The sequence below is a fragment of the Alteromonas sp. W364 genome (genome assembly GCF_031846205.1).
Taxonomy (GTDB): Bacteria; Pseudomonadota; Gammaproteobacteria; order Enterobacterales; family Alteromonadaceae; genus Glaciecola; species Glaciecola blandensis.
On the sequence record NZ_JAVRID010000005.1, the window covers coordinates 307,844 to 333,467 of the forward strand.

The following is a 25,624-nucleotide window of genomic DNA, read 5'->3' on the forward strand; positions in this document are numbered from 1 at the left end:
TAATAAAATAGGCTCCTCAATTACCGCCGTGTTTCACCCTATTATGACTTATGTAAACCGGTACTTTCAGGGTTTAAAATGCGTACTTCTCTTTGAGGGAATGGAATTTCAATACCATTTTCTTTCAAGGTTTCAAAGATGGTTAAAAGTAAGTCTCCGCCTACACGATTTTTTCCGTCGTCAATACCTTCCATCCAAAACTCAACAAACATATTGACGCCAGAGTCACCAAAACTATCAATTTCACAATCTGGTTGTTCTTCAAATGGTAAGTCATCTCCACTCAATACTTTCGGGTGCTCAGCAACAGCCACTTTAATGAATTCAACCATTTCCCGAATATTTGTAGCATAAGGTACGGAGAAATCTACTCGATAGCGCTGCTTGGGATCTTTGTGCGACCAGTTAATTAACAGGTTCGAAATGAATGTTTCGTTCGGGACTAAGATATCTTTGCCATCATAGGTTTCCAATACGGTGTATCGCATTCGAAATTCGCGAACAAAGCCTGTTTGTCCGGTTTCTAATTCAACGTAATCACCTATGGTGAGTGAGCGATCGAGTAAAATAATGATGCCTGAAATGAAGTTCGACGCAATCGATTGCAAGCCCAAACCAATGCCGACACCAAGAGCGCCGCCGAATACTGCCAAGGTAGTCAGGTTAATTCCCATGACATTCAGTAGTAGTAAGACAATGATACAGAACAAGACGACTTCGAATAATTTAGAGAAGATTTCTTTAGTAGGAACATCCAGTGAGGCTTGCTTCTTGATAACAGCTTTGCCAAATGAGTTGGAAACGCGGCCCAACCAAAACAAAAACGCACCAAATATCAATACTCTAAATATGCCATAGGCGGAAATATTCACGTTACCAACACTCATAGAAATACTAGTGAGTATTTCCACAAAGCCGCTGAGTAGCCCTACGATATGCAAAAATAGCAAAGGCAGACCAATCCAACGAAACAGTCGTGCGGGCAAGGGGTGTAAAACGAATTCCCGTATCACGGAATGAAAAAATATCAGTATTGCAATCGCTAAGGTTGTTTGAATTAGCCAGTGAGGAAGTACTAAAGCTATGGCAACTTCATCTAATACCTTTACTAGCAACAGAGCCAACAATGGCGCCATAATAGTACCGAGTTTGTATATCAGCTTGTTTATTGGATGAGCCGATTCTTGAGGTCGAGTTGCAAGTGCAGGAATTTTGGCGCGGACAAAACCAATCAACCAAAACGAAAACAAATAGATGCCAAACACAGCACCAACTTGAATATACGTTGCTGTATCTTGCATTGCAGCGGTCGCATGATTAGACCATTCTTCCAATGTTTTATTAATGTTTTCGATGTTCATCACAAGTTTATTATTCTCATTGTTCGTTTTAGCGTAATCTACTTTATTTATTCAGTATTGAATACATGATTTATTGCCAAATCATTGTGTTATTCACTACACTAACACTTCGTAAAGTTTTTGCATGGAAGTTGAGCCGGTTTTTAGCTCAGCAATATTAAATTGATGGTAGGAGCGGCATATGCGCATTAGTCAAAAATTGTTTTTCATTACCTTGATTTTCTCTTTATTTGCGGTTCCGCAATTCGCCAATGCCCACGAGCACAAAAAGGCAAAGGGAAAGGTAAGTATTGAAAATGTCTGGGCTCGAGCAACATTCGCCTTGGCGAAAACAGGCGCCGTTTATTTGAGAATTGATAACGCCAGCCAATCCGATATTACATTATTGTCAGTGAGAGTTGATAGCTCGGTTGCTGCAGAAGCGCAATTGCATGAAACTGTGATGGAAGATGAGATGATGCAAATGCGTGAATTAGAGTCAGGTATTAAAATTCCTGCGGGCACAAACCTTGAATTTCAGCCGGGTGGCAAGCATATAATGTTAATGGGGCTCAAAGAGCCTTTGCGTGCTTCCGATACTTTTGTTCTCACCTTAGTGTTTGAGAATAATAAAATAATGAGAGTGTCGGTTGAGATTAAAGACGCTCGTTAAACAAAAATATGGAGAAATCATGAGTCAAATAGATATTGGTATTAGTAAAGACAACAGAGAGCAGATTGCTGCCTCGCTGAGCCGTTTGCTGGCAGATTCATACACGCTATATTTACAAACGCATAACTTTCATTGGAACGTGACGGGTCCGCAATTTCGAGAGTTACATCTCATGTTTGAAGAGCACTACACTGAACTAGCCGCAGCGGTCGATGAAATTGCAGAGCGTATTCGTACTCTCGGGTGCGTTGCACCAGGCACATACCGCGCTTTTGCTGAACTTAGCAGTGTTAAAGAGGTGGATGGCGTCCCTGAAGCGAAAGAGATGGTTTCTATTTTAATGCAAGCGCATGAGACTGTCGTGAGAACTAGCCGAGAGGCCTTGAAAATCGCTCAAGAAGCAGAAGATGAATCAAGTGCATCTTTGATAGGCGACCGTATGCGAATTCATGAAAAAACAGCATGGATGTTGCGCGCAACCCTATAGCATCAGCGACATGATACAAATCGCCTACTATCCCGTAAGAGTAAGCATAAAATAACTGAAACAATAATGGAATTCGGTATGTTAAAACAACTAATGATAAGTGCTTTGGGTTTTTCATTCGCCATGAGTGCGGTTGCAACGGAAATAAACGTTGAAGAAGTGGCCACGGGCTTAAAAAACCCGTGGGGGATCACCTTTATGAAAAACGGTGATGCTTTGGTTACTGAGAGGGCAGGTGGTTTAAGAATGCTGACTGCTTCGGGTGAACTTAGCGAGCCAATCACTGGTTTACCTGAAGCTGCTGTAGTTGGTCAAGGCGGTATGTTAGGTGTGGCCTTGCACCCAGATTTTGACAATAATCAGTTAGTTTATGTTTGCTTATCTGTAGCTGATGGCAATGTACGCGGAAGCGAAGTGCATCGTGGCAAGCTTGTCGGGAACACCTTAACTGAAGTGAAAGAAATTTTTGTAGCTGAGCCAAAAATAGATAGCGCTCATCACTTCGGTTGCAGACTTGTTTTTGATGCGGATAAAAACTTGTTTGTTTCACTGGGCGACCGTGGTTCTAAAAAAGAAGAATCTCAAAATCCAAACAACCATTTTGGTGTTGTGGTGAGAGTGAAAGATGATGGTTCAGTACCGAGCGACAATCCATTTTTTGGAGGTCAAGCCCCCGAAGTATATAGCTACGGACATCGCAATGTTCAGGGTATGACGGTAAATCCCTCAAATGGCTCTGTGTGGACTCACGAGCATGGCCCTAAAGGCGGTGATGAAATAAACATACTAAGTAAAGGGGACAATTACGGTTGGCCAACCATTACTTACGGTGTGAATTATAACGGCTCGATTATTACCGATAAAACTGAGATGCCTGGTATGCGTCAGCCATTGACTTACTGGGATCCGTCAATTGCACCTAGTGGTATGGACTTTTACACTGGTGATGTATTTCCCGAATGGAAAGGAAATCTATTTGTAGGTTCTTTAAAGTTCCGCTACTTAAACCGTATCGTGTTAGATGGCGACAAGGTGACGAGCCAAGAACCATTGCTGAAAGACTTGAATGAACGTATCCGCGACGTTAAACAAGCGCCAGATGGGAGCTTATACGTTCTGACTGACAGCACCAACGGAAAGGTGCTTCGTTTAACGAAGAAGTAGTCTCTTAGGCTACAGCTGTCCCAGGAGTAATGTGAATACCCCCAAGAATAATACGAACGCCATTTATTCGGGGGTGTCACTCAAGTTGAAAGGGGTAGGAAGAGCGCGCATGTAGTGCTCTGTCGCGTCAATATCTAAGCCCTCGATACTGATCAATTCGCCTTCTGAAAATAGTTCGCTATTCATAATGTAGGCATTGCCTGCAACAGTATAGCTTGCATTTCTGTCAAGGGCTTTTCCCCGCCATAGTATCTGCTCTGTACCAATAGAAACATCACTACTCCAATGGTGTCTTGTGGTGATTGTTTCCATTAGTTGTTCACCCGAAAATTTTCGCACAAGGATCTGGTTCCCAAATGGCTGAACAGCGAAAAGTTGACCCCAAGTAATTGCTCCTGGCTCTAGCTGCGCTCTAACACCACCGTTATTCATCACAGCCATATCGGTTTTCAATACATACTGATGGCTATTCGCAATAAATTCGCCCAGTGATATATCGTTGGTTTTTGCCTCGTAAGTGTTTACGACTCTCTGAGTGTACTGCTTTGCAAAAGCAGTAGCCTGTTCAGCAATGCTGTCAATCTGCTTTAATGTCTGACGCGCTGATTCGCTCAATGCATACGAGTTTTCGCTATTGGTGAGAAGCACATTAGCAGAAGTGGAGACGACATCATTGCTTTTGCGACTAATTGCTACATCGATATCGGCATAAGCACGTCCGCTCGAGAATGCTTGAGTGACAAGGAAAGTATGCCCGTTAGTATTACTCACATAGGCGTTAGTAAAACGATGCGAATGCCCGGTAATAACAAGATCAACGGCATCCGGTAGGCTTTTGAGAAACCCCATAAAAGGACTCGTCTCTGGGATCTGATTGTTCGAGCGAGTTTGACCTTCATAATACTCTTCAGTCGTACCATCATGAATAATGATGAAGATGCTTTCTATCCCTTTCTCTTGTAGGGCTTTAACATAGTGTTGGGCAACCTCAGCTTGGTTTTCAAAACGTAAATCGTCTACTGAGCCAGGAATGAGAAGTTCAGGTGTTGAATCGAGTGTCAAACCTATAAAACCAATATCGATACCGGCGATATTATGGATAACATAGGGAGGTAGCAAGGTGGATTTTGACTCAAGGTCTATTACATTCGCACTCAGGGTTTTGTAGTTTGCGCCTGGCCATTTATTCTGCATAAAAGGGCCTTTATTATGGTTTCCACCTTGCAGTAAACGAAGCATTTCAGCGCTCCCTTCATCAAACTCGTGATTTCCCGCGGTACCAATTATTTCACATGAAGGTGTATGACTTAGCTTGCAGTAGTCTTGTAGGTAATTTAAAAAGGCAATGGAAGGCTCGTCTTGCAGCAATGCCGATTCTGCTGGGCTTGCTCCGACATGATCGCCTGCATGGAGTACAAATGTTGGCTGGTTACCTATTTCAATGGCCTTGAGTAGGTGCAGCGCCAACTTCTGCATACCTCCATCTTGGCCTTTGGGTAAAACTTGGCCGTGAAAGTCATTAATTCCTAAGACCTTAACCTTAACTATGTCTTGGTCAGTATTGTGCAGGTTGTTTACTGAAGATGATGTAGGTAAAGCGCAGCATGCACTTAAGCTTAGGCAAGCGATGGCAAACCCGAGGTTTTGAACTGCACGTTTACTTACCTTTGGGCGACTAAGCCCGGATAGAGATTTTACCAATGAGAATATCCTTAAACATTACCCAATCGCCCATTAGGCTGTAAAAGGGGTACTTGAAGGTCGCTGGCTTATTATGTTCATAGAAAAAGTGGCCGACCCAAGCAAAGCCATAACCGATAAGGGGAATTAGCCACAGGAACACTAAAGCGCCAGTAAGGATAACATACGCGATAACAGCAAGTACTAACCAACTACCTATAAAATGTAGTAGCCGGCAGGTAGTGTTTTCATGTTCTGATAGGTAGTAAGGATAAAACTCACTAAAACTGGTGTATTTTTTTTCCATGGACTTGCCTCGCGAGTAGCTGGAGTATGATGTTATCATAAATTTTATGGACTACAATCCTATCTATTATTATTGGGCCAGAGCTTGTAATTGCGTGTAACAGCCCAATATATTTTATTCCATGAGCGGATAATCCAAAGCTCACATCATTCCAAACATATATGAACGAGATGAAATAAATGCTACCCGAGCCAAATACAAACCATGTAGACATCACCTTAGAAAACTTCCAGCAAATTATTTTGGAAGAGTCGAAATTGAAGACAATTATGGTTCAGTTTTGGGCTCCGTGGAGCGAACCCTGTGGTGAATTAACACCGATTCTTCAAAGTATAGCGAGTGAGTACAACGACAATTTGCTGTTTGCTAGAGTGAACTGTGACGAACAACAAGAAATCGCAGGCCAATTTGGAGTACGTGGTTTACCGACTGTCATTTTAGTCAAAGACGGCCAACCCTTGGATGGTTTTGCCGGCCCACAAACTGAAGCGCAGGTTAGGGAAGTTATTGAAAAGCACCTACCCAAACCTGAAGATGGTTTCTTGCAGTCAGCGTTAGCATGCATTGAGCTTGGTAATTACCATGAGGCCTTCACGTTTGCTAAACAAGCCTTTGAGGCGAATAATGAGCGTATTGATATTCGCTTAACGATGGCCGATTGCTATGTAGAAGTGGGTCAGCCGGCGCTTGCCAAGAAGCTATTAGAAGCGGTGACAATGGTAGACCAAGATGCCCGTTATCACGCAATCGTTGGGAAGGTTGAATTAGCTGAGCAAGCGTCTGAATCACCCGAAATAAAAGAATTGCAAGCTGCGCTGGAAGCCGACCCTGAGAATTTGGAGATTAAGGTAAAGTTGTCTGTTCAGTTGCATCAAGCACATAAAAACGACGAAGCGCTAGCACTACTATTGAGCGTGCTTCAAAAAGATCTGAATTTTGGTGAAGCTAAAAAATTCACCTTAGACATTATTAATGCGCTGCCAGATGGGGATGCCTTGAAGTCTCAATATCGCCGTAAAATCTATAGCTTATTGTATTAATGGGCGAAGCATTTCTACTCGCCATTTGTATTGTTTTCATTATCGAGGGTTTGATGCCTTTACTCATTCCCGATAAATGGAAGCAATTTTTAATGCAGATGGCGCTGCAACCCTCTGAATCATTACGTAGAATCGGCGGTGTAATGGTTGTAATTGGTGCCGTTAGCGCATATTTCTTAATAAACCGCATATAAAAACAAAATATGGGGTGATTTTTTGCTCTGAATTTTGCTAAAATCGCGGCCTAATTTTCTGATGCAAAAATCTTCCATGGCTAAAAATGTTGTTGTACTCGGAACCCAATGGGGTGACGAAGGAAAGGGTAAGGTCGTTGATCTTCTAACTGAACAAGCTTCTTTTGTGGTTCGCTATCAAGGTGGTCACAATGCGGGGCATACTCTCGTTATAGACGGCGAAAAAACCGTTCTTCATCTCATCCCCTCTGGCGTACTGCGTGAAAACGTAAAGTGCGTTATCGGCAATGGCGTAGTGCTGAGCCCTGAAGCTTTGTTAAAAGAAATGGCGATGCTGGAAGAGAAAGGTGTTCCTGTTAAGGAGCGTCTTGTTATCAGTGAAGCGTGCCCGCTTATTTTACCTTTCCACATAGCGTTGGACGTTGCTCGCGAGAAAGCTCGTGGTAACAAAGCAATTGGCACTACCGGCCGCGGTATTGGTCCAGCTTATGAAGATAAAGTTTCTCGTCGAGGTTTGCGCGTTGGTGACTTATTCAATCCGGAAGATTTCGCAGTAAAACTGAAAGAAGTCCTTAGCTACCACAACTTCATGCTCACCGAATACTACAAAGAAGTAGCCGTTGACTATGATGAAGTATTACAACAAGCCTTATCTGTTGCTGACTTATTGAAGTCGATGGTTGTTGATGTAACAGACCTGCTTGAAACTGCTCGCAAGAACAAGCAATCCATCATGTTTGAAGGGGCGCAGGGCACATTGCTAGATATTGACCATGGCACATATCCCTACGTAACTTCCTCTAATACTACTGTTGGTGGTGTTGCAACTGGTGCTGGTTTTGGCCCGCTTAATATTGATTATGTATTGGGTATCGTCAAAGCTTATACAACACGTGTAGGTTCTGGTCCTTTCCCTACTGAGTTAGACTGCGAAGTAGGCCAACACCTTGGGGTTAAAGGCCATGAGTTTGGCGCAACTACAGGCCGTAAACGCCGTACAGGTTGGTTTGATGCGGTAGCAATGCGTCGCGCGGTACAATTAAACTCAATTACAGGCTTTTGCCTAACTAAGCTTGATGTTCTTGACGGTTTGAAAACCTTGAGCATTTGCGTTGGCTATGAAGATAAAGCGGGTAAGGTGAGCACTATTCCACCACTAGCTGCTGAAGGGTATGATTTAGTTACACCAGTTTATGAAGAAATGCCTGGTTGGACTGACAATACTTATGGCGTGACTGTCTACGATGACTTACCACAGGCTGCTAAGAATTATATCAAGCGTTTGGAAGAGTTGACCGGTGTTCCTATCGATATTATATCTACAGGACCTGACCGCGCAGATACAATGGTGCTTCGTAACCCTTACGCGGAATAAGCAATAAAATAACTTAAGTGTTAAGAAAAGCCGACGTTTTCGCGAGAATCCGTCGGCTTTTTGTTTCCCCTACTATTTGCCTTATGGTACGCCTTTGCTAGGATGTCAGTATTCGCATAATTAATGAGTAATGGAATGCCTGACGCAACCTTAGATTTACCAGAAAGTACCAACCACGCAGTAATGAGTATTGACGAATTAAAGCGTACTTTTTCCACTGGGCGAACAAAAACATATAAGTGGCGCATAGAGCAGTTGCAGGCTTTAAAGCGCTTACTAGAAGAGAAAAGCAAAGACATTGCTAAAGCGTTGAATCAAGACCTAGCGAAAAGTGAATCCGAAGCTTGGTTGACCGAAATTGGGTATTCTATTACTGATGTAGATGACAATATAAAACGCCTCAAGTCGTGGATGAAACCTAATAAAGTAGGCACGCCTTTGGTTGCGTGGCCAGGTAAGAGCATGATCCAAAGTGAGCCATTAGGTGTGGCTCTGATTATTGGTGCTTGGAATTATCCCGTTCAACTTGTACTAACACCGCTAATCGCAGCGATCGCCGCTGGCAACTGCGCAGTAATAAAGCCTTCCGAACTAGCGCCTGCTAGCTCTGAACTTCTAGCCAAGCTTATCCCTCTTTATCTCGATAATGCAGCAATAAGAGTGCAAGAGGGCGGTAAAGATGAAACTACAGAGTTATTGGCGATGCCTTTTGATAAATATTTCTATACCGGCGGTGAGCATGTTGGACGCATTGTGATGACCGCTGCTGCTAAGCATCTAGCTCCCGTTACATTAGAGCTAGGTGGCAAAAGCCCGTGTATCGTCGACGGTGAGACAAACTTAGATATAACAGTTCGCCGCATCGTTTGGGGCAAATGGATGAATGTTGGGCAAACCTGTGTTGCGCCTGATTATGTGCTCATAGAAGAAAAGTATTTGGCAGACTTTACACAAAAGTTAATTGCTGAAATCAAGAAACAGTACTCCAAAGAACCACAAAGTAATAAGGATTATGGTCGTGTTATTAATCAAAGGCATTGCGCTCGTTTGATTAACTACCTAGAAGGTCTGAATATCATTCATGGTGGCAAACACGATGTTGACGAGCGTTTCATAGAGCCAACTGTTGTTGTGCAACCAAAACTTGATGACCTGATTATGCAAGAAGAAATATTTGGTCCCATCCTCCCAATTTTAACGTTCAAGTCAAAGCAAAGTATGATTGACTTTGTGCGAGCGCGCCCAAAACCCTTAGCGTGTTACGCGTTTACCTCAAATAAAGAATTTGAAAGCATGGTTGTTGAAGAAATCAGTGCAGGTTCAATTTGCATCAACGACACGAATATATTCTTAGTCAACCATGAATTGCCGTTTGGCGGTGTCGGTACTAGTGGTATGGGCAATTATCATGGTAAATCGGGATTCGACACATTCAGTCATCAAAAGGCCGTGATGAAAAGGAGCTTCAAGTTTGATGCTGCTATTCGGTACGCGCCGTTCAGTAAACTAAAATTGATGTTACTTAAGAAGTTGTCATAGGTAGACGGTAAAATTAGCAAAGAGGATCCACAATAATGTCAGAAAGAAACACGATGCCAGCATTTCATCTCGCCATTCCAGTGACTGATCTTGCTGAAGCAGAAGCTTTTTATGGCAAGCTTTTATCTTGTCAGAAAGGTCGAAGTAGCGAGCAGTGGATCGATTGGAATTTTTTTGGGCATCAGCTAGTGACTCACCTAGTCGCTGAGATGCCTTCAAGACCCAAGCCAAATTCTGTCGACGATAAGAACGTTCCAGTACCTCACTTCGGTGTTATTTTAGATATGCCTGAATGGCAGTTGCTTGCAGACCGTTTAATTGAAGAGCAACAAGCTTTTATTATTGAGCCTTATATTCGCTTCAAGGGAAAGACCGGTGAACAGGGCACTTTCTTTTTGCTTGACCCTGCGGGGAACGCTCTCGAATTTAAGGGTTTTGCAGATCAATCCCAAGTATTCGCTACATAACAATATTCCTTGGTTGTTATGTAGCTACAAGTGCTGATTCACCCTCAGAAAAGTACCTGCACGCTTAACAATAAGTAAGCAATGATAGTTAAACCGCCCACGAAAAGCGCATATGGCATTTGCGTTTTAACGTGTGTTAGTAAGTCGCAGCCAGCCGCTAAAGATGAAACGGCAGTGGTATCTGAAATGGGAGAGCAATGGTCTCCAAATATACCACCCCCCAAAATGGCTGCCAAAACGAGTGATGGCGGTAAGCCTAAACTAGCTACCAACGGCATGCCTATTGGAATTAAGATAGCGAAAGTACCCCATGATGTGCCTGTGGTGAACGACATGAAAGCGCCAGTTAAAAACAGCATAGGTACGACTAAAATTAAGGGGAGGTGTTCGCCAACAACACCAGAAACGAAAACACCCGTACCTAGCTCTTTCAGGCTGCTGCCCAGAGCGATGGAGAGTAAGACAATGGTGACTAGAGGTAATAGCTCCCCCATACCATTAAACCCTATTTTAAGCGACTGCTGATGCGTGAATCGTTTATGCCACAATAACTGAAGATAGGCGACGATACATGCTAAAAATGTAGCGTATAAAACAGATTTACTGCCGCTGCCTTTAGTAATGTCTCCTTCACCTGTTAGCAGCATAAAACCAAACATACCTACAATCATTACTATTAGCGGTACTAACATAAAACGTGACTTTGTCGCTTCACTAGAATTGAGCTTGGTATCTGTCGATTCAAGCTTAATTTCAGCCTCCTTCATAGGTCCGTGTACTTTATCTGCGAAAATGGTATAAGCGACCACTAGCAAGGTAAGCCATGCATAAACATTGTAGGGAAGAGTACCCCATAACACGGCTATTGGTGTTTCGTTTAGGTCATAGGCGCTGATTAGGGCTAATACATATGCGCCCCAACCATTTAGCAGGATAAGGATACAGATAGGCGCGCAAGTTGAATCGATAATATAAGCCAGTCTTGCTCGGCTCATTTTGTATTTATCAAACAAACCACGAGCAAAAATTCCTGCGGTAAGGACACTCAAATTTGATTCGATAAATATCGCCATGCCAGTAAACATGGTGACGCCACCAACTCGCTTTCTAGAGTTGATCAATCCACTTCCAATGAGTCTGTTAACCGTGGCTTTGACACCGCCAGAGTCGCGGATAAAAGCCAATAATGCGCCCACTAAGAGACTGAATATTAGAATCCGCGTTGTAGAGCCGCTGCCTGCAGTACTCACAATTCGCTCTATCGTATTAATGGGTGTAAGTAACCACGCACTTTCATTGGACATAGCCAACAGTAATTCAGACGACAGTACAGCCAAGAGTAAGGCTAATATCACTTCTTTTTTCCACAAAACTACTGCAATTGCGATAAGCGGCGGAAGTACGGTTAGCCAATCCATAGATTGTTTCCTATTGTATTTTTCTTATTGTTTTTCGGTTTCGAGCTTAATCAACGTTTCATAAACTAAGCTCACAATATTGCCATAACGGGCGAGTTCAGATGATTCCGCCTCAAACTCAAACTTATCTTCTATTGAGATAACAGGAGAGTGGCGTAAATTTGTAAGGATAATAACGGCTAAGTCATGCTCAGGATCAATCACGGTGGCTGTGCCAGTCCAACCGGTATGTCCAAACGCACTTTGACTCGCATAGGGACCAAAATGCCATTCTCTTTCCTTATCTCTCGCTAATTGCCAAGCCAGACCAATGGTATCCTGTTTACCAGAGGGACTAGTGAAACGGTCTAATATGGCATGATTGAATAGTTTTACATTGCCATAGCCACCACCATTGAGAAGTACTTGGCTTAAAACTGATAAGTCATCGATACTCGAGAATAAGCCTGCATGACCTGAGACGCCTTGCATAGAGTAAAATGCTTTTTCATCATGCACCTCACCTTGTAATACGTATTCTCTGATGTTTGGAAACTCGACATTGCCAGCTCGAGTATTGCCTTGAATTTCCGTGGCTGCAAATTGGTTTGCTTCAAATCCGTGCTTAAGTGGTGTAAATAGCGTGTTTTCTAAGCCAAGTGGCTGGTAAATGCTTTCTCGCATAAACTGGTCCAATGGCATATTCGTTAAGCGCTCTATCAATGTGCCAAGTATCATAAAGTTACTGTCACTGTATGTCTGTGAACCGCTATAAACTGAGTCAAAAGGGAGTGCTGTGAGCAGCAATCGTTGTGTCTTTATTTTATTCTGAGAATAAAAGTATTCCCCCCATACATTATCGGGACGATAAAACTTCAATTCAGGCGCATATCCACTGCTGTGCGACAACAAATCCCTGACCAATATAACCTCACGCCCGTTACCACTGAATTCAGGAATGTAGTGATTGATTGGTCTATCAAGCTCTAAGTCTCCCCGATTGACCAAGTGCATAATGGCCAAGCTGGTGGCAAAAGTTTTCGTATTTGATGCCAAATCAAACAAATGGTCGCTAGTTAAAGGCTCAAAATCCTCTAGTAACTGACCTCGATTATCATACTTGCGTGCATGTCCATAACTGGTGCGTTTTATAATCTTCCCTTTATGAACAACGGCGATACTTAAGCCAGGAAAGCCTGCATTGATACCCTTGCGTATAAACTTATCTAGTTCTGCAAAATCCTCTTTGTAGGGCGCAATTTCATAAGCAAGTGTTGGGTATGGAATGCTGATACGGATACTTGCATCAGCAGGTTGTATATTTTCAACTCGCAAAGTGTTCAGACCGTCGATTGTGCGCTTGTGTAGTGACACTCTATTGATATTACCTGCCTCAAAGTTGTCTAAGCTTAATCGTTGCTCATTAATATAAATCTCCGCTGAGCTAGCATCATCTGTTTCAATTAATAGCTCACCACGTCCTTTATATGCCTTAAATCTCGCCCGATTAGTTACCTTGGGTAATTTGTCTGTGCTTTGATTTCTGAAGTCTTGAGAGATTTGTGATTGCTGAGTGTTAACAAAAACTTGCTGTTGCTTAATTTGATCTGCGAGTACTTCAGATTGGTACAAACGATTTAGATCTTGAAATTTGTCAGGAAAATACTTCTCAACTAAGGCGAATACTGCTGCCGCGGTTTGGTTGTCCAACTGGCCAGTCACTTGCCATGGCAAAAAATGCATCTGAAATGCAGATAAGGTATCGATACTCTGTTGGTCTAGCCGACCGGTTGCTATGAGTCCATAACCATAATCACTTAGCGCCCGCTGCACCAAGGCTAAACTCGGAGGTGTTTGATTAAACGCCAGCCAGTGCTGGTTGAGAGTCTCCGTATCGTACCAAGCACCTATGCCTTCTTGATAAAGTCGAAACCATGGAAATTTTGGGCCGGGGTCATTTTTGCGAGACGGCGCAATATCAGAGTGGCCAATAACCGCTGTAGGTTCAATATCAGGATTACGAGCCAAGATGTCTTTTGTCAAAGCGATTAACTTTTTGATTTGTGCTTCTTCAAAATCAGGGAATATACACAAATCGCGATTCTTTTCCGCACCCTCTATTTGAGGTGGAACTGCGGCCAATGAAGCGTCGAATGGAATATCTTCTTGGCATTCAGGTTGATTAACAATCTCAATTCCAATGCTATGATCGTTCAAACCTGAGCGCCCTTGCCAATAACTAACTCCAGCATGCCAAGCGCGATCGCTTTCCTTAACCAGTTGAAAAACCTTAAGTTCTTTTTGTGGGTACGTAGGGTCTTCTAGGCTGGGAATAAGGTAATGAGAGCTTACATTGCCTTCGTCAACAAGTGCCTCGACGGATTCTTGATAATTTACCGCAGTAAAATGCATCACTAAAGATTTTATTCTGAAGCTATGATTTTTTGATGGCATTTGTTCGATTGTAGATACACTGGCGCAGCTCACGAGTAAGAACGAACTTAACACAAGACCAATGTTTAGGTGCCGCTTCCAATCTGGCATAGATGAATCCAAAAAAACCGAAATAAGGTTAAATAGCCCACTGAGAAAAGCGGCTACAGCTTTCCGTAAATTTAACAAGGCTCTCGGAATATAACAACCTGAATAAACTGCCAAATTAATAATAAAGGCAAATTCAACTCAGTTTCAATAGTCTCCCATTTATGATCGCAAACTCCCGTATGCCATTCCTGACTAGGAAGCCCGCAGCGACAGTACCTCTCGAAAGTTTGAAATCGTCATGCCAAATTTTAGGGTTATTGACGATGGGTAGCCCGCAGACGTTGTTTATTAAACTCGCTTCACCCACAAAATGTGTATAACCATCACGCAGAATGGTTAAGTAGCTTTCTTCATCGAGGACGAGTTTGTCGTCTACTAAAAACGATTGTCCAGCCTCATACACATATTGTTCAGCATCAAATTCAATTTCACCGGCAAAATCACGTAAATCACCAAGGTCATAGATTATCCACTCATTTGAATAGCGCGCTGGTTTCCGTATAGCGACATCTGCAGAGTAATGCTGCTCTTTAAAATGAAGGTTTTTAATCAACAAATCACACCATTTGTTTTCAATATTTAAAGGCAAATCAGCATACACACGTGGTTCACTGTACTCTCCTTTATCATCAAACAGAGCAGATTGTTCAGCAAGTATTGAAAGGCTTCGCACTAAAGCGACAAGGTTGGCGGAGCGGGCAACTTGTCTCGTTTCATCAGCTACGAAATAGCCGGATTCGATTAAAATCGTGCTAATTCCTTTGGCTGCGATTTGGTCCCCGAATGAACGTTCAGAAAATGTGTCATCATACTTTGCGATTTGCCCATTGAGCTCTTCTTGCAATGACTTTGATATTTCAGCTATCAGAGTCATAGCGTTTTGGCGGGCATGATTGAGTTCTTTTTGAGGATTATACGCTGGTGCCAAGAAGGCTATGGTAACTGGCTTTGCCTGCGCTCCACAGCGATAATAAGGGTCTTGGTCATGTAAGTTGAATGCGTATTGCGGTTTTGTTTCTTCAATCAAGGCATTCAGTACATTCCCTTCAGGTGTCTGCAGGGCTAATGCATCTCGATTAATATCTAAACCTTGCGCGTTATATCTCTTGCTGAATTTTGCGCCATCAGGATTCAGCATAGGAGCAATATGTATGGTGAATTTGTCTTCCCAATTTTGGAATAGCACGGAAGACGAATGCAATTTTGTTTCGGAAGCTTGTTTGGAGCTCAATAAAACATTAATAAAGTCCAATACTGCAGCGCTTGCACTAGATTCATCGCCATGCATTTGGGACCACATAGTGATGACTATTGGTCCATGACCGAGTGTGAAACAGTGAAGATCTTGCTTCAAAAAAGATGTACCAATTATCCGATGCTTCACTTCAGCATGATCGCGCAAGCGTTCTATCTCATTGTGGATATGTTCTAGTTTTAGTTGAAGGTGATCGATATTTTTAACTCGATACTCATTCAATACCTGAAACAAACTCGCTGTATTGGACTTCATCGTCATTCCTTTACTTCCCGATGTGGACTTTGAATATAGTCCTAAACTGTTCAAAAAATCAACTATTGAAAGTTGAATACGAATTCAAGATAGGGGCTACATAGGTATGCCCAAGAATACCTCGATTTGATAGTGAACAGTTTAGTATCTCAAACCTAATACCAAAAAATGCGCTCATCTTAATGTGACAGTTACCTGTTCAAGTGGTAATTAAATGTAGGTTTGTAGTTATATTTTTTCAGTTTTCATAAGAGTCTTGTTAGGGTTGAGTGGCTAGTTTTTTAATTACGCACTGTTTAAATATTAGGACTTTTGGTGGTTTTCCTTGACTGTGAAGGTGGGGTACGAGACGAAAAATTGATGTAAATATTTGAGCTGCAAGTACCAAATATCAATGTTGCGTTTTTTCTTGGTTGTTGAATGTGTAGAACGGTTAAATCAAATGATCATGACGTGACCTTTTGTGTCGTGATTGTCGCAAATTTGCGTCAGATATAAGGTGCGAAAAAATATTCGATCTAGATCTATAACTTAATCATGCTATTAAATAAGTGCTCTTTAGTTTCGAAATTAGCCTAAAAACTATGACCTAGATATTGTAATCCCCAACATTTTGAACCCGCTATGCCTTCTAAAATCCCGCTTATTCCTGATTTAAAAAGAACACGATGTGGTAAAGGCGATTTGTAATGTCAAAGTAACTAATTTAGCGCTTTATTTAGATATCCAGAATGCTTATCGAGCATTGCTTTGGATGTAGTTACATCGCTATTAGTTAAGATCATCAGTATGGCGAGTTTAGCGTTATTGTTAGATTCAGCCAGTGTGGCCTTGGCTTTCTCTGCTGAACAGGTAGTCGCTTGCATAACTATATGCACTGCTCTGGCAAGAAGTTTCTCGTTCGTGGCATTCACATCGACCATTAAATTTGAGTACGTTTTACCCAGTTTTATCATCGTTGTCGTGCTAATCATATTAAGGATAAGCTTCTGAGCCGTGCCGGACTTCATTCGCGTTGAGCCCGTTAGTACCTCAGGCCCAACATTGGCAACAATACCAATATTAGCTAACTTAAGTAGTGGGGCATCTGGGTTGCACACAATACAAGCTGTGGCGCAGGAGAGCGAATTTGCATATTCTATAGCACCTAACACATAGGGAGTACGTCCACTCGCGGCTAAACCGATGACGATGTCTTTTGAGCTCAGTGATATATTAATAAGATCTCGTTTGCCGCTAAGTGCATCATCTTCAGCACCCTCGACGGCATGAATTAATGCCTTCTCTCCGCCAGCAATAATGCCAACAACTAGGTCATCAGGCACACTGAACGTGGGTCGACATTCAACGGCATCAAGAATTCCTAAGCGCCCACTTGTACCTGCACCTATGTAGATTAGCCTTCCTCCTTGAGACAAGGCATGCGCGCTAGCATCAACCGCTTCCGCTATGTCATCTAATGAATTGGAAATAGCATATGGAACCGTTTTGTCCTGAGCATTTATGACTTTTAACGCATCGATGGTGGACATGCTATCAATATCCATACTTTCACGCAGACGTGTTTCAGAAGGTATTGATTGGATTTCCTGTCGGATTTTGTCTGTTTTGTCCATGCTTAACTTCTCTCTTTTTCAATACTGATAGAGCCAGACGTCATTGCATTGCTTTTTCCTAGTAGACATACACATGTCGCGATGAAAGTCGCAATGACTAGTTGCCAAGAAAACCCAAGGCTAAATTGATATTGTTCATCAAGGTAAAGTGACATCACGCCGGGTTGCAATAAAACTGGGATACTAAAACCAACAATCAATGAAAATAGAATGGATGTTGGTGAGCCTCTGCGGCTAAATAAGGCAGTGAAATACACGCCAAGCAATCCACTATACGAAAAAACCATTACACTCAGAGCAAAGGCGAGTAAAGGCATGTCTGTATGTTGCTGCCAGTAATAACAAAGTGCCGCCATCCCGCTTAAGCACAAGGCAACAATAACCATACTGATTCTGCCAGCTTTTACTATGTGTTGCTCACTAAGACGCTTGCCTCTATTCTCCATCAGTCCACGATATATATCTTGAACAGCCACAGAGGACATAGAGTTTAAGCCTGAATTCAGAGTCGATAATGCTGCAGCAACTATCCCAATAGTCACAATCGCTTTGATACCATTTGGGAGATCAGTGAGCACGTAGTACATGAAGATAGTCACTGTTTGACCCACAAAAGTGGGAGTTGGCACATCACCGTTGGAAACGGCCTGACTCATCAGGTCTGGGCGTTGATAATAGACATATAACAACATGCCAATAATAACGAAAACCAGTACGATAGGAATGCCGATGATAATTGACGAAGTCAGTGCTTTGGTTGCCTCCTTTGCGTTTTTGCAGGTAAGCATACGTTGGGTTACATCTTGGTCCATGCCAAATGCAGCTATATTAAGTAACACAAAACCGGTGATTATCGACCAAAAACCGAAAACGCCACTGGGCGAAAAGTCCAATGAAAAATCAATCAGTGTCAGTTTGGATTGGGAGCCGTCACTTGGGTTTTCCAAAGCATGAATAATGCTAGTCAGGTCTGCAGGAATACTATATAGAAGATAAATGAGTACTAATAGCGCTGCGCCCACATAAACAATGCATTGAATCACATCACTATAAATGACCGTTCTGATACCGCCATAAGCGGTGTAAAGAAGGCCAATCACAGCGATTAGGCCAATAGAAAACAATACGCTGGTCGTTTCAATATCACCGAATAAAATCATAGCAATGGCAATTGCCGCCATATACAAGCGGGCACCACTCGCAAATAATCGGCCTACAAGATAAACCATACCGGCTTGGTACTTTGCATTATCACCAAAACGTTGCGCCAGCAATTCATATACGGTGTACACCTTAAACTGATAAAATCTTGGCAATAGAACTGTTGCCACGAAAAATGCTGCGATAAAACCCGCGATATTTGTAGCTAAGTAGCTTAAGTCACCCCGGTAGCCTTGGTCTGGCCCACCTAAGAAAGTGGCTGCGCTTTGAGATGTTGCAAGAACTGAAATCGCGACTACCCACATAGGCATCGTATTTCCACCCAGGAAATAGTCCGTTGAAGTTGCAGCCTTGCGATTGTAGAACCAACCGCTAACAAGCAGAACGAGTCCATACGTGGCAAATACGAACCAATCGATAGCAGAGAATTGATCAATCATAATTTTGTTATTACAGCCTTTTTATTATTATTTTTGCTTTAATCATCAGCATGCTCGTAATGTGATATTCAACATAGAGTTGATTGACACATTTTTCTTATTAACCCATTTATTGTGTTCAAACACAAGTTGTCCTCGGAAACTGAGGTGGCAATCAGCAATACAATGTGTACTACCTTTGCGTTCATTGATGTAGAATAAGCTAGTATGATGATTTTGAGTCGTTTTTTATCCAGTCTCTACTCTGTTCATCGCTTTTTTAGGCGGTAGAGTTGGACAGAATACTATGGCTACACTAGAGGAAAATATTGTTGGCGAGATACACCCACGCGCGAATCAACCTAGACGCACTTCGATACAACTTTACATCAATGAGTGAGCTTGCTCCTGCGAGTAAGCAAGTGGTGGTAATTAAAGCAAATGCATATGGCAATGGTGCTATTGAAGTTGCGCGTTGTCTACAGAGTGAAGTTGATTTGTTCGCAGTTGCTTTCTTAGATGAGGTGTATGAACTTCGAGAAGCCGGTATCACGACACCTATTCTAGTGCTACAAGGGCCCCATCAAGAACAAGAATGTGAGTTAAGCTCTGTGCTCAATGTAGTTTGGATGCTACATTTAGAGAGGCAAATAAATTGGATAAATAAACGCATTGAAAACAGAGAGATAAAAGCTAACCAACATTGGGTGAAATTTGATACGGGCATGCACCGCCTCGGACTGGACCCCAGTGAATATGATCATCTAGCTGAAAGTTATCCCTATGTTTTTACTGAAGATGCGGTCATTGCGACTCACCTTGCGCGGGCCGATGAGCCTGAGTGTGAGAATGCTCAAGACGTTGTGAACGCTTTTTTATTATCAATGCAAGACAAACATCAAAACCTATCAATTGCGAATTCGGCGGCAAATATCTGTCTGCCGTCGGCAGCAGCGGTGTATAACCGTATGGGGATTTCGTTATATGGCAGTTCACCTTTCGAAAAAGAGCAGGTGTCACCAGATTTAAAACCCGTTATGACCTTAAAAAGTGAGGTCATTGCTTTGCGTGATCTCGCAGCTGGAGAGTCAGTGGGATATGGTGCAACTTGGACAGCGAGTAAACCATCTACTATTGCCACAGTTGCTATCGGCTACGCTGACGGCTATCCGCGCCATGCGCCTATAGGCACTCCTGCTTTGTTCAACGGGAAAAAGGCTTTCTTAGTCGGGCGCGTTTCAATGGATATGCTTACATTCGATGTAAGTGGGTTAGATGATATTGATATTGGTACTGAAGTGGAGCTTTGGGGTGAAAACTTACCAATAAATGAGGTGGCAGCAAAGATTGGCACTATCGGATATGAGTTAATGACAAGGGTGTCGGCGCGCGTGCCGCGTAAATATGACTAAAAGAATTATATGAACGAAGAATTTTATGTGGGTATCGACGCGGGAGGGACTCATTGCCGCGCATGCCTATACAACAGTGAAGGCAACGAGCTCGGCAATAGTATGAGCGGGCCAGCAAATGTGTTTAGTGATTTTGATTCAGCTATTGCAAATATTCGTCTGTCAATTAATCGAGTATTAGCGCTGACAGACAAAAATATTCAAACAGCAGATCTGCACATTTGTGTCGGTAGTGCAGGAGCTCAAGTAGAAGGTGTGCAGCAGTCCTTTGGTGAATTATCTCATCCTTACGCTTCGTTCTCATTGATAAGTGATTTACATGCGGCATGTATAGGTGCAAATGTTGGTAGTGATTGCTCACTAGTAATCGTTGGTACGGGCTCATCGCTTGCTTCCTTTGAGAACCAACAAGTAAAGCAGTATGGTGGACATGGCTTGTTTCTGGGCGATGAAGCAAGTGGTGCTTATATTGGTCTGTCAGCAATAAAATCAACGCTTCGATATTTCGATGGTTTACATAATGACAAAGCATTTAGTGATGCGATCTTAACGGCACTCTCATGTACTAAACCAAAACAAATCGTGGAGCATTGGACACGTAGACCTGCAGCTGATTATGCGGCTTTGCTACCTGTCGTGCAGCGTTTGGCAGAGGAAGGCAACAAAAGTGCGCAAGATTTGATTACTGCCGGACTCGATTATTTGCGAGATGTGATTGTTGGCAATGGATTACACACTAAAGCGCCTTTATACATGCTCGGCGGGTTAAGTGACATGTACAAAGGTGGCTTGGAAGCAGCTCTCGGAGTATGTATCGCCAGCCCACAGCATAGCCCAGAATATGGTGCATTTTTGTATGCCAAGTTGATGTTAAACAAGTAGTCTGCTTGTCTATTAAAAATTTTAACCCGCCAGCTTTACCATGCCAAAGACAAACGAGTATGATAGCAATACTGTTTTCACGATTAAGAGAAATACATCATGCTTAGCCATTGGGACGATCTACTATTGCTGGATAGCCAGCTCAGCGAAGAAGAAAAACTAGTCCAAACTAGCGCAAGGGAGTTCGCCCAAGCGGAACTCATGCCTGGTATTTTAATGGCTAACCGACATGAATCCTTTGATCCAACAATTATGCGTCGAATGGGGCAGGCTGGTCTGCTTGGCTCAACGATTGAAGGTTATGGTTGTGCAGGCATTAACTATGTTTCCTATGGCTTAGTTGCTCGCGAAATAGAAAGAGTTGATAGCGGCTATCGTAGCGCGATGAGTGTGCAAAGCTCGCTAGTCATGCATCCCATTAATACCTTTGGTAGTGAGCAACAAAAACAGAAGTATTTGCCCAAGCTAGCAAGTGGAGAATGGATAGGGTGTTTTGGTCTAACCGAACCAGATGCTGGCTCGGATCCAGCGAGTATGTTAAGTGTAGCAAAGACAGTCGATGGCGGTTATTTGCTAAGCGGCAACAAGATGTGGATTACAAATTCACCGATCGCAGATGTATTTGTTGTGTGGGCCAAGAAACAAGAAGACGGTAAAATTTATGGCTTCATTTTAGAAAAGGGCATGGAAGGCCTAAGTGCTCCAAAAATTGAAGGGAAGCAATCGCTAAAAGCGTCAATTACCGGTGAGATTGTGATGGATAATGTATTTGTCACCGAATCTCAACTATTGCCAAAAGTATCGGGTTTAAAAGGCCCCTTTAGCTGTTTAAACATGGCGAGATATGGTATTTCCTGGGGTGTTTTAGGTGCCGCTGAATTTTGTTGGCATGCAGCAAGGCAGTACGGTTTAGATCGTAAACAATTTGGTAAACCTTTAGCGCAAACGCAGCTTTTTCAAACCAAATTGGCCAATATGCAAACCGAGATCTCCTTAGGCTTACAAGCGTCATTGCAGGTCGGGAGGTTGATAGATAGTAAACGCTTCGATCCAGCAATGATATCTATGGTAAAAAGAAATAACTGCGGGAAGGCATTAGATATAGCCCGGCATGCGAGAGACATGCATGGAGGCAATGGCATTAGTGACGAATTCCATGTGATTCGCCACATGATAAACCTAGAAACCGTTAATACCTACGAAGGTACATATGATGTACATGGTTTAATTCTAGGCCGCGCACAGACTGGCCTACAGGCGTTTTTCTAGTGAGTGGTGGTAGGCCGTTAACGTTACCACTTGCGCAACATATCGGTGTAAATTCTATCGTCCAGTAAACTGTCGCGCTGCAAATTGGTTTGCATCAGTTTATCGTATTCACCATTGCTACGAAGAGAACTGATACCTGTTTCGAACGTTGATATGATCTTGTTAGCCTCAGCATTTGCCTTTTGTATCGCTAGGGACACATCGACTTGCACAATTGCTTGCTTCGAAATATAGACGGGTTTTTCACCCACACTCGCGAGCAGGATGTTCATTTCATCAATCATTCGCTTGTCGACAAGTAGAAAATCAACTCTATCTTCAGCTAATTGTTTGATAACATCGAAAAATGATGGCGCTCTTGCCCAGCTGACGTCTCTTTCAGCGCGCAATACATCGGTGTTTGCGAAGCGGTTTTCGATACCGACTCGTTCACGGTACATTTGCTCTAAACGAATAATATTCTCAGCGCGTTGGTACCTTGATACGATATGCAAATTGACTTTCATATACGGCGCCGAATATACATAGTCGTCTTTCACATCGTTGAGTGAATAGTGGTCGTAATATCCTATAAATTTGCCCGATTTCAAACCGCTTCCTTTCCAAGCTTGAGTCGTTGCCGTCAATTTGAGTGCTTCCGGTAGGTTGGCTAATGCAGCTCTCACTAAGTCCATTTGTCTGGCCGGTAGCTCGTGCTCGTCAATGTAGGTGGCGACTTTGTTGCCAACCAAACTTACGGTATTGGCGTTAGCCACATTAAGTTGAACGTTTAGCAGCAAAAAACAGGCACAAATTAACTTTACACAAGCGGCTAATTTTAGTTTTGCTAGCAAAGAGATACGTTGAACATTTACAGGATACTGAAAGGTCATTTTCTTACCTAAAAACCAAAGTTACTATCAATACGCTTAATTGCCCCATTTTGGATTTATTCTCCAAAGGCGCCCGCTGCGCCTGGATAAACCACGGGGCTCTCAAAACCATCTTTGCTTACACTGGCGACACCAAAGAAATAATTATCAATGACAACATTCTCTAGTGTTGCAGTAGTTACGTTTCCTACGTACTTACTAAATTGCCACTGAGGGGCATCGGTTAAACGCCAATAGATCTTATAGCCCATAAGTTGTGGATTCTGTTCAGGATCAGCAGCAGCCCAGCTTAAGGTTGTAGAAGGTTGCACCGCACCGGCTATGCTGACTTCAGCGGGTGGTGTTGGTGCATTCGCCATACCTGCCAATGATACCGCGTTTAGCGCCGTCAATTTGGCCGCGTAATCAAAATTCACGCCATCGATGGTATCACCATATTTAATACCATTCTCTGTACGTAAGTCTTGATGCTGACGTTGATAGTGTTCATTGGTTTCCATGATCCGTACACCAGGGTAACCTAAATCGTTGAATGGGCGATGATGGCCCCCGCGACGAAAGCGGTCTAAACGGTATATCACCATTGTGTCTAAGTTCTCGATATAACGGTCTGCCATTAAATCAATATATCTGGCTAGATTGCGGCTTGGGCTATCAACTTCTCCACCAGTAAACCGTCTAAGGCGCGCCTCATCAGCCGTTTCGGTCTGGCGAGTGCCTTCTGCGAAGATTCGAGCGGTCGTATTATTTATGACGCCGTTTATACCTTCAATATTACCGATCATGTCGTTATTCAACACAGCTTTTAAACGCCAATTTTTCTCTTGTGCGTATTCAGCTAGAATCTGTCCACCGAATAAGCCTTGCTCTTCCCCAGATAATGCCGCATATACGATACTTCCGTGGAACTTATGCCTGCTGAGTAGACGTGCCGCTTCGAGTGTTCCTGCCACACCCGATGCATTGTCGTTGGCGCCAGGTGAGTCTGAAGTTGCGTCCATCACGTCACTGACTCGTGAATCGATATCGCCGCTCATTAGAACGTATCGACTAGGGTCACTCATGCCTTTTTGAATCGCAATAACGCTTACTACTTCTGTTGCATTAGGTATTCGGCGCTCGCCAGAAATGACTCTACTTTGAAAGAATACCTCTAAACAACCACCGCAATCAGCCGATATCTTTTCGAACTCTTCTTTTATCCAGCGTCTAGCCGCACCAATGCCTCGTGTTTCAGATTCTGTTTCAGATAAGGTGTGTCTGGTACCAAAACTGACCAAGGTTTGGATATCTTGTTCGATGCGTTGAGCAGAAGCAGAACGCCCAATCTCATGGAGTAGTGCTTGATCGGTGTAGCTTAAGCCTTGGGACCTTGAGGAGCTCTCTTGGCTCTGTGCATTCACCATTCCTGTGCTCACACTCACACTGAATGCGAAAACTCCAAGCAGTAATTGCAGTAAGCGCTTGTTGCCTTGCTGTCTTGTTTTGATTGTTTGCACAGAAATCTCCTTTCTTATTTTTTATTTAAATAAACGCAAATGCATCGCCGAACAGATTATTAGTTAACAGGCCCGCGGCGCTAAATTCATCACGAATTGTTGCCGACATTTCGAAGCGACCTGCTGTATAGACTTGATAATCTGCAAAGTTATGCACATCGTTTAATACTGCTTTATGCACCCAACCGACATGCTCTTGCCAGCTCTCGTCTGGATTTTCTACCACAGGTTTAAAGCTGAAATTTTGATGTGTTACTGCTAAAGCACTCAATTCTTTTGATTCATAAAGGTCGTCTGGGTTCTTTGCACCCCAGTACAATACGAGTTCACGATCGGGTTGAGTAGCTAAACAATCCAGTACTATCGACTTAGCGTAGGAATATCCAGTTCCGCCGGCAACCACAATAGCCGGTAACGTGGACTCACGAAGGTAGGCGTCACCATGGGCAACCTCAACGTTTAATTCACCCAGATTACGGCACTTTTCAAGCACTTCGTAGGCATATGCATTGCTCGGCTCAGCACCAATATGCAGTTCAATGATGCTACTGTCTTGTGGCGCATTGGCAATCGAAAACGGTCGTTTGTCTTTTTCGCCCATGACCACCTGACAATATTGGCCAGCTTTAAATTCAATGGGGTTTTCCGGCTTAAGTATGACTTTGTACACAATTGAGGTAAGTGCTTCTATACTCTCTACTGTGCAGTTTACTACGTTCATGTATATCCTTTTCGTGCTTTAGTTGGCCCTCTGCATTGAGCCTTATATAGTTATTT

At 42.9% G+C, this 25,624-nt stretch carries 22 protein-coding genes; 11 read left to right on the top strand and 11 right to left on the bottom strand.

The annotated features are described in order from the left end of the window. Positions 1–41 precede the first annotated feature (41 nt). Entirely contained in the window at positions 42–1,361 is a 1,320-nt protein-coding gene (locus RM556_RS10420) for a mechanosensitive ion channel domain-containing protein (RefSeq protein WP_311374572.1), read from the bottom strand. A 181-nt stretch (positions 1,362–1,542) separates the two neighbouring features. Between RM556_RS10420 and RM556_RS10425 the strand changes: the two genes are divergently transcribed. The 3 genes from RM556_RS10425 (at position 1,543) to RM556_RS10435 (ending at position 3,664) form a co-directional block, all read left to right on the top strand. Further along, on the top strand, positions 1,543–2,013 hold the full coding sequence (locus RM556_RS10425; RefSeq protein ID WP_311361295.1) for a copper chaperone PCu(A)C: 471 nt from the start codon (positions 1,543–1,545) through the stop codon (positions 2,011–2,013). Between the two features lie 19 nt (positions 2,014–2,032). Further along, positions 2,033–2,500 carry a Dps family protein gene (locus RM556_RS10430; RefSeq protein ID WP_311361296.1) on the top strand — a complete coding sequence of 156 codons (468 nt, stop codon included), beginning with the start codon at positions 2,033–2,035 and terminating at the stop codon, positions 2,498–2,500. A 78-nt stretch (positions 2,501–2,578) separates the two neighbouring features. Then, on the top strand, positions 2,579–3,664 hold the full coding sequence (locus RM556_RS10435) for a PQQ-dependent sugar dehydrogenase (RefSeq protein WP_311361297.1): 1,086 nt from the start codon (positions 2,579–2,581) through the stop codon (positions 3,662–3,664). Positions 3,665–3,727: 63 nt separating this feature from the next. Here RM556_RS10435 and RM556_RS10440 read toward each other — a convergent pair whose 3' ends face one another. Both RM556_RS10440 and RM556_RS10445 read right to left on the bottom strand, forming a co-directional pair. After that, on the bottom strand, positions 3,728–5,365 hold the full coding sequence (locus tag RM556_RS10440; protein ID WP_311374556.1) for a bifunctional metallophosphatase/5'-nucleotidase: 1,638 nt from the start codon (positions 5,363–5,365) through the stop codon (positions 3,728–3,730). Continuing rightward, the gene (locus RM556_RS10445; RefSeq protein ID WP_311361299.1) at positions 5,340–5,651 is read right to left on the bottom strand and encodes a DUF962 domain-containing protein; all 312 of its coding nucleotides are present in this window, start codon (positions 5,649–5,651) and stop codon (positions 5,340–5,342) included. The genes RM556_RS10440 and RM556_RS10445 overlap by 26 nt, the downstream gene beginning before the upstream one ends. Positions 5,652–5,830: 179 nt before the next feature. Between RM556_RS10445 and RM556_RS10450 the strand changes: the two genes are divergently transcribed. The 5 genes from RM556_RS10450 (at position 5,831) to RM556_RS10470 (ending at position 10,266) form a co-directional block, all read left to right on the top strand. Beyond that, on the top strand, positions 5,831–6,691 hold the full coding sequence (locus RM556_RS10450) for a co-chaperone YbbN (protein WP_311361300.1): 861 nt from the start codon (positions 5,831–5,833) through the stop codon (positions 6,689–6,691). Continuing rightward, positions 6,691–6,885, top strand: coding sequence for a DUF2065 domain-containing protein (locus RM556_RS10455; RefSeq protein WP_311374557.1), 195 nt, complete (start codon positions 6,691–6,693; stop codon positions 6,883–6,885). Before RM556_RS10450 ends, RM556_RS10455 begins: the two co-directional genes overlap by 1 nt. A 76-nt stretch (positions 6,886–6,961) precedes the next feature. Beyond that, complete coding sequence (locus RM556_RS10460) at positions 6,962–8,260, top strand: adenylosuccinate synthase (protein WP_311361363.1); 1,299 nt, start codon at positions 6,962–6,964, stop codon at positions 8,258–8,260. A 135-nt stretch (positions 8,261–8,395) separates the two neighbouring features. Beyond that, positions 8,396–9,799 carry an aldehyde dehydrogenase family protein gene (locus tag RM556_RS10465; protein ID WP_311374558.1) on the top strand — a complete coding sequence of 468 codons (1,404 nt, stop codon included), beginning with the start codon at positions 8,396–8,398 and terminating at the stop codon, positions 9,797–9,799. A 35-nt stretch (positions 9,800–9,834) separates the two neighbouring features. Continuing rightward, on the top strand, positions 9,835–10,266 hold the full coding sequence (locus tag RM556_RS10470; RefSeq protein ID WP_311361303.1) for a VOC family protein: 432 nt from the start codon (positions 9,835–9,837) through the stop codon (positions 10,264–10,266). Between the two features lie 44 nt (positions 10,267–10,310). On the opposite strand, the gene RM556_RS10475 is transcribed toward RM556_RS10470, so the two are convergent. The 5 genes from RM556_RS10475 to RM556_RS10495 all read right to left on the bottom strand — a co-directional run bounded on the left by RM556_RS10475 (position 10,311) and on the right by RM556_RS10495 (position 18,934). Next, positions 10,311–11,684 (bottom strand): Na+/H+ antiporter NhaC family protein, encoded by a 1,374-nt coding sequence (locus tag RM556_RS10475; protein ID WP_311374559.1) that lies wholly within the window; start codon positions 11,682–11,684, stop codon positions 10,311–10,313. 24 nt (positions 11,685–11,708) lie between these two features. Continuing rightward, positions 11,709–14,207 (bottom strand): penicillin binding protein PBP4B, encoded by a 2,499-nt coding sequence (gene pbp4b / locus RM556_RS10480; RefSeq protein ID WP_311374560.1) that lies wholly within the window; start codon positions 14,205–14,207, stop codon positions 11,709–11,711. A 133-nt stretch (positions 14,208–14,340) separates the two neighbouring features. Continuing rightward, positions 14,341–15,717, bottom strand: coding sequence for a M14 family zinc carboxypeptidase (locus RM556_RS10485; protein WP_311374561.1), 1,377 nt, complete (start codon positions 15,715–15,717; stop codon positions 14,341–14,343). A gap of 701 nt (positions 15,718–16,418) precedes the next feature. After that, positions 16,419–17,333, bottom strand: coding sequence for an N-acetylmuramic acid 6-phosphate etherase (gene murQ / locus RM556_RS10490; protein ID WP_311374562.1), 915 nt, complete (start codon positions 17,331–17,333; stop codon positions 16,419–16,421). A 2-nt stretch (positions 17,334–17,335) separates the two neighbouring features. Beyond that, a complete protein-coding gene (locus RM556_RS10495; RefSeq protein WP_311374563.1) occupies positions 17,336–18,934 on the bottom strand; it encodes a sodium:solute symporter in 1,599 nt (532 codons plus the stop codon). Positions 18,935–19,245: 311 nt separating this feature from the next. Here RM556_RS10495 and alr point away from each other — a divergent pair, with 311 nt between their 5' ends. The 3 genes from alr to RM556_RS10510 all read left to right on the top strand — a co-directional run bounded on the left by alr (position 19,246) and on the right by RM556_RS10510 (position 22,476). Further along, on the top strand, positions 19,246–20,325 hold the full coding sequence (gene alr / locus RM556_RS10500) for an alanine racemase (protein WP_311374564.1): 1,080 nt from the start codon (positions 19,246–19,248) through the stop codon (positions 20,323–20,325). 9 nt (positions 20,326–20,334) lie between these two features. Beyond that, positions 20,335–21,207 (top strand): BadF/BadG/BcrA/BcrD ATPase family protein, encoded by an 873-nt coding sequence (locus tag RM556_RS10505; RefSeq protein ID WP_311374565.1) that lies wholly within the window; start codon positions 20,335–20,337, stop codon positions 21,205–21,207. Between the two features lie 99 nt (positions 21,208–21,306). Continuing rightward, positions 21,307–22,476 (top strand): acyl-CoA dehydrogenase, encoded by a 1,170-nt coding sequence (locus RM556_RS10510; protein WP_311361311.1) that lies wholly within the window; start codon positions 21,307–21,309, stop codon positions 22,474–22,476. A gap of 23 nt (positions 22,477–22,499) precedes the next feature. On the opposite strand, the gene RM556_RS10515 is transcribed toward RM556_RS10510, so the two are convergent. From RM556_RS10515 to fre, 3 genes are all read right to left on the bottom strand, one after another. Beyond that, positions 22,500–23,348, bottom strand: coding sequence for a transporter substrate-binding domain-containing protein (locus tag RM556_RS10515; RefSeq protein WP_311361312.1), 849 nt, complete (start codon positions 23,346–23,348; stop codon positions 22,500–22,502). 56 nt (positions 23,349–23,404) lie between these two features. After that, positions 23,405–24,754 (bottom strand): M28 family metallopeptidase, encoded by a 1,350-nt coding sequence (locus RM556_RS10520; protein WP_311374573.1) that lies wholly within the window; start codon positions 24,752–24,754, stop codon positions 23,405–23,407. Positions 24,755–24,872: 118 nt separating this feature from the next. Further along, entirely contained in the window at positions 24,873–25,568 is a 696-nt protein-coding gene (fre, locus tag RM556_RS10525; RefSeq protein ID WP_311361313.1) for an NAD(P)H-flavin reductase, read from the bottom strand. Between the last annotated feature and the right edge of the window lie 56 nt (positions 25,569–25,624).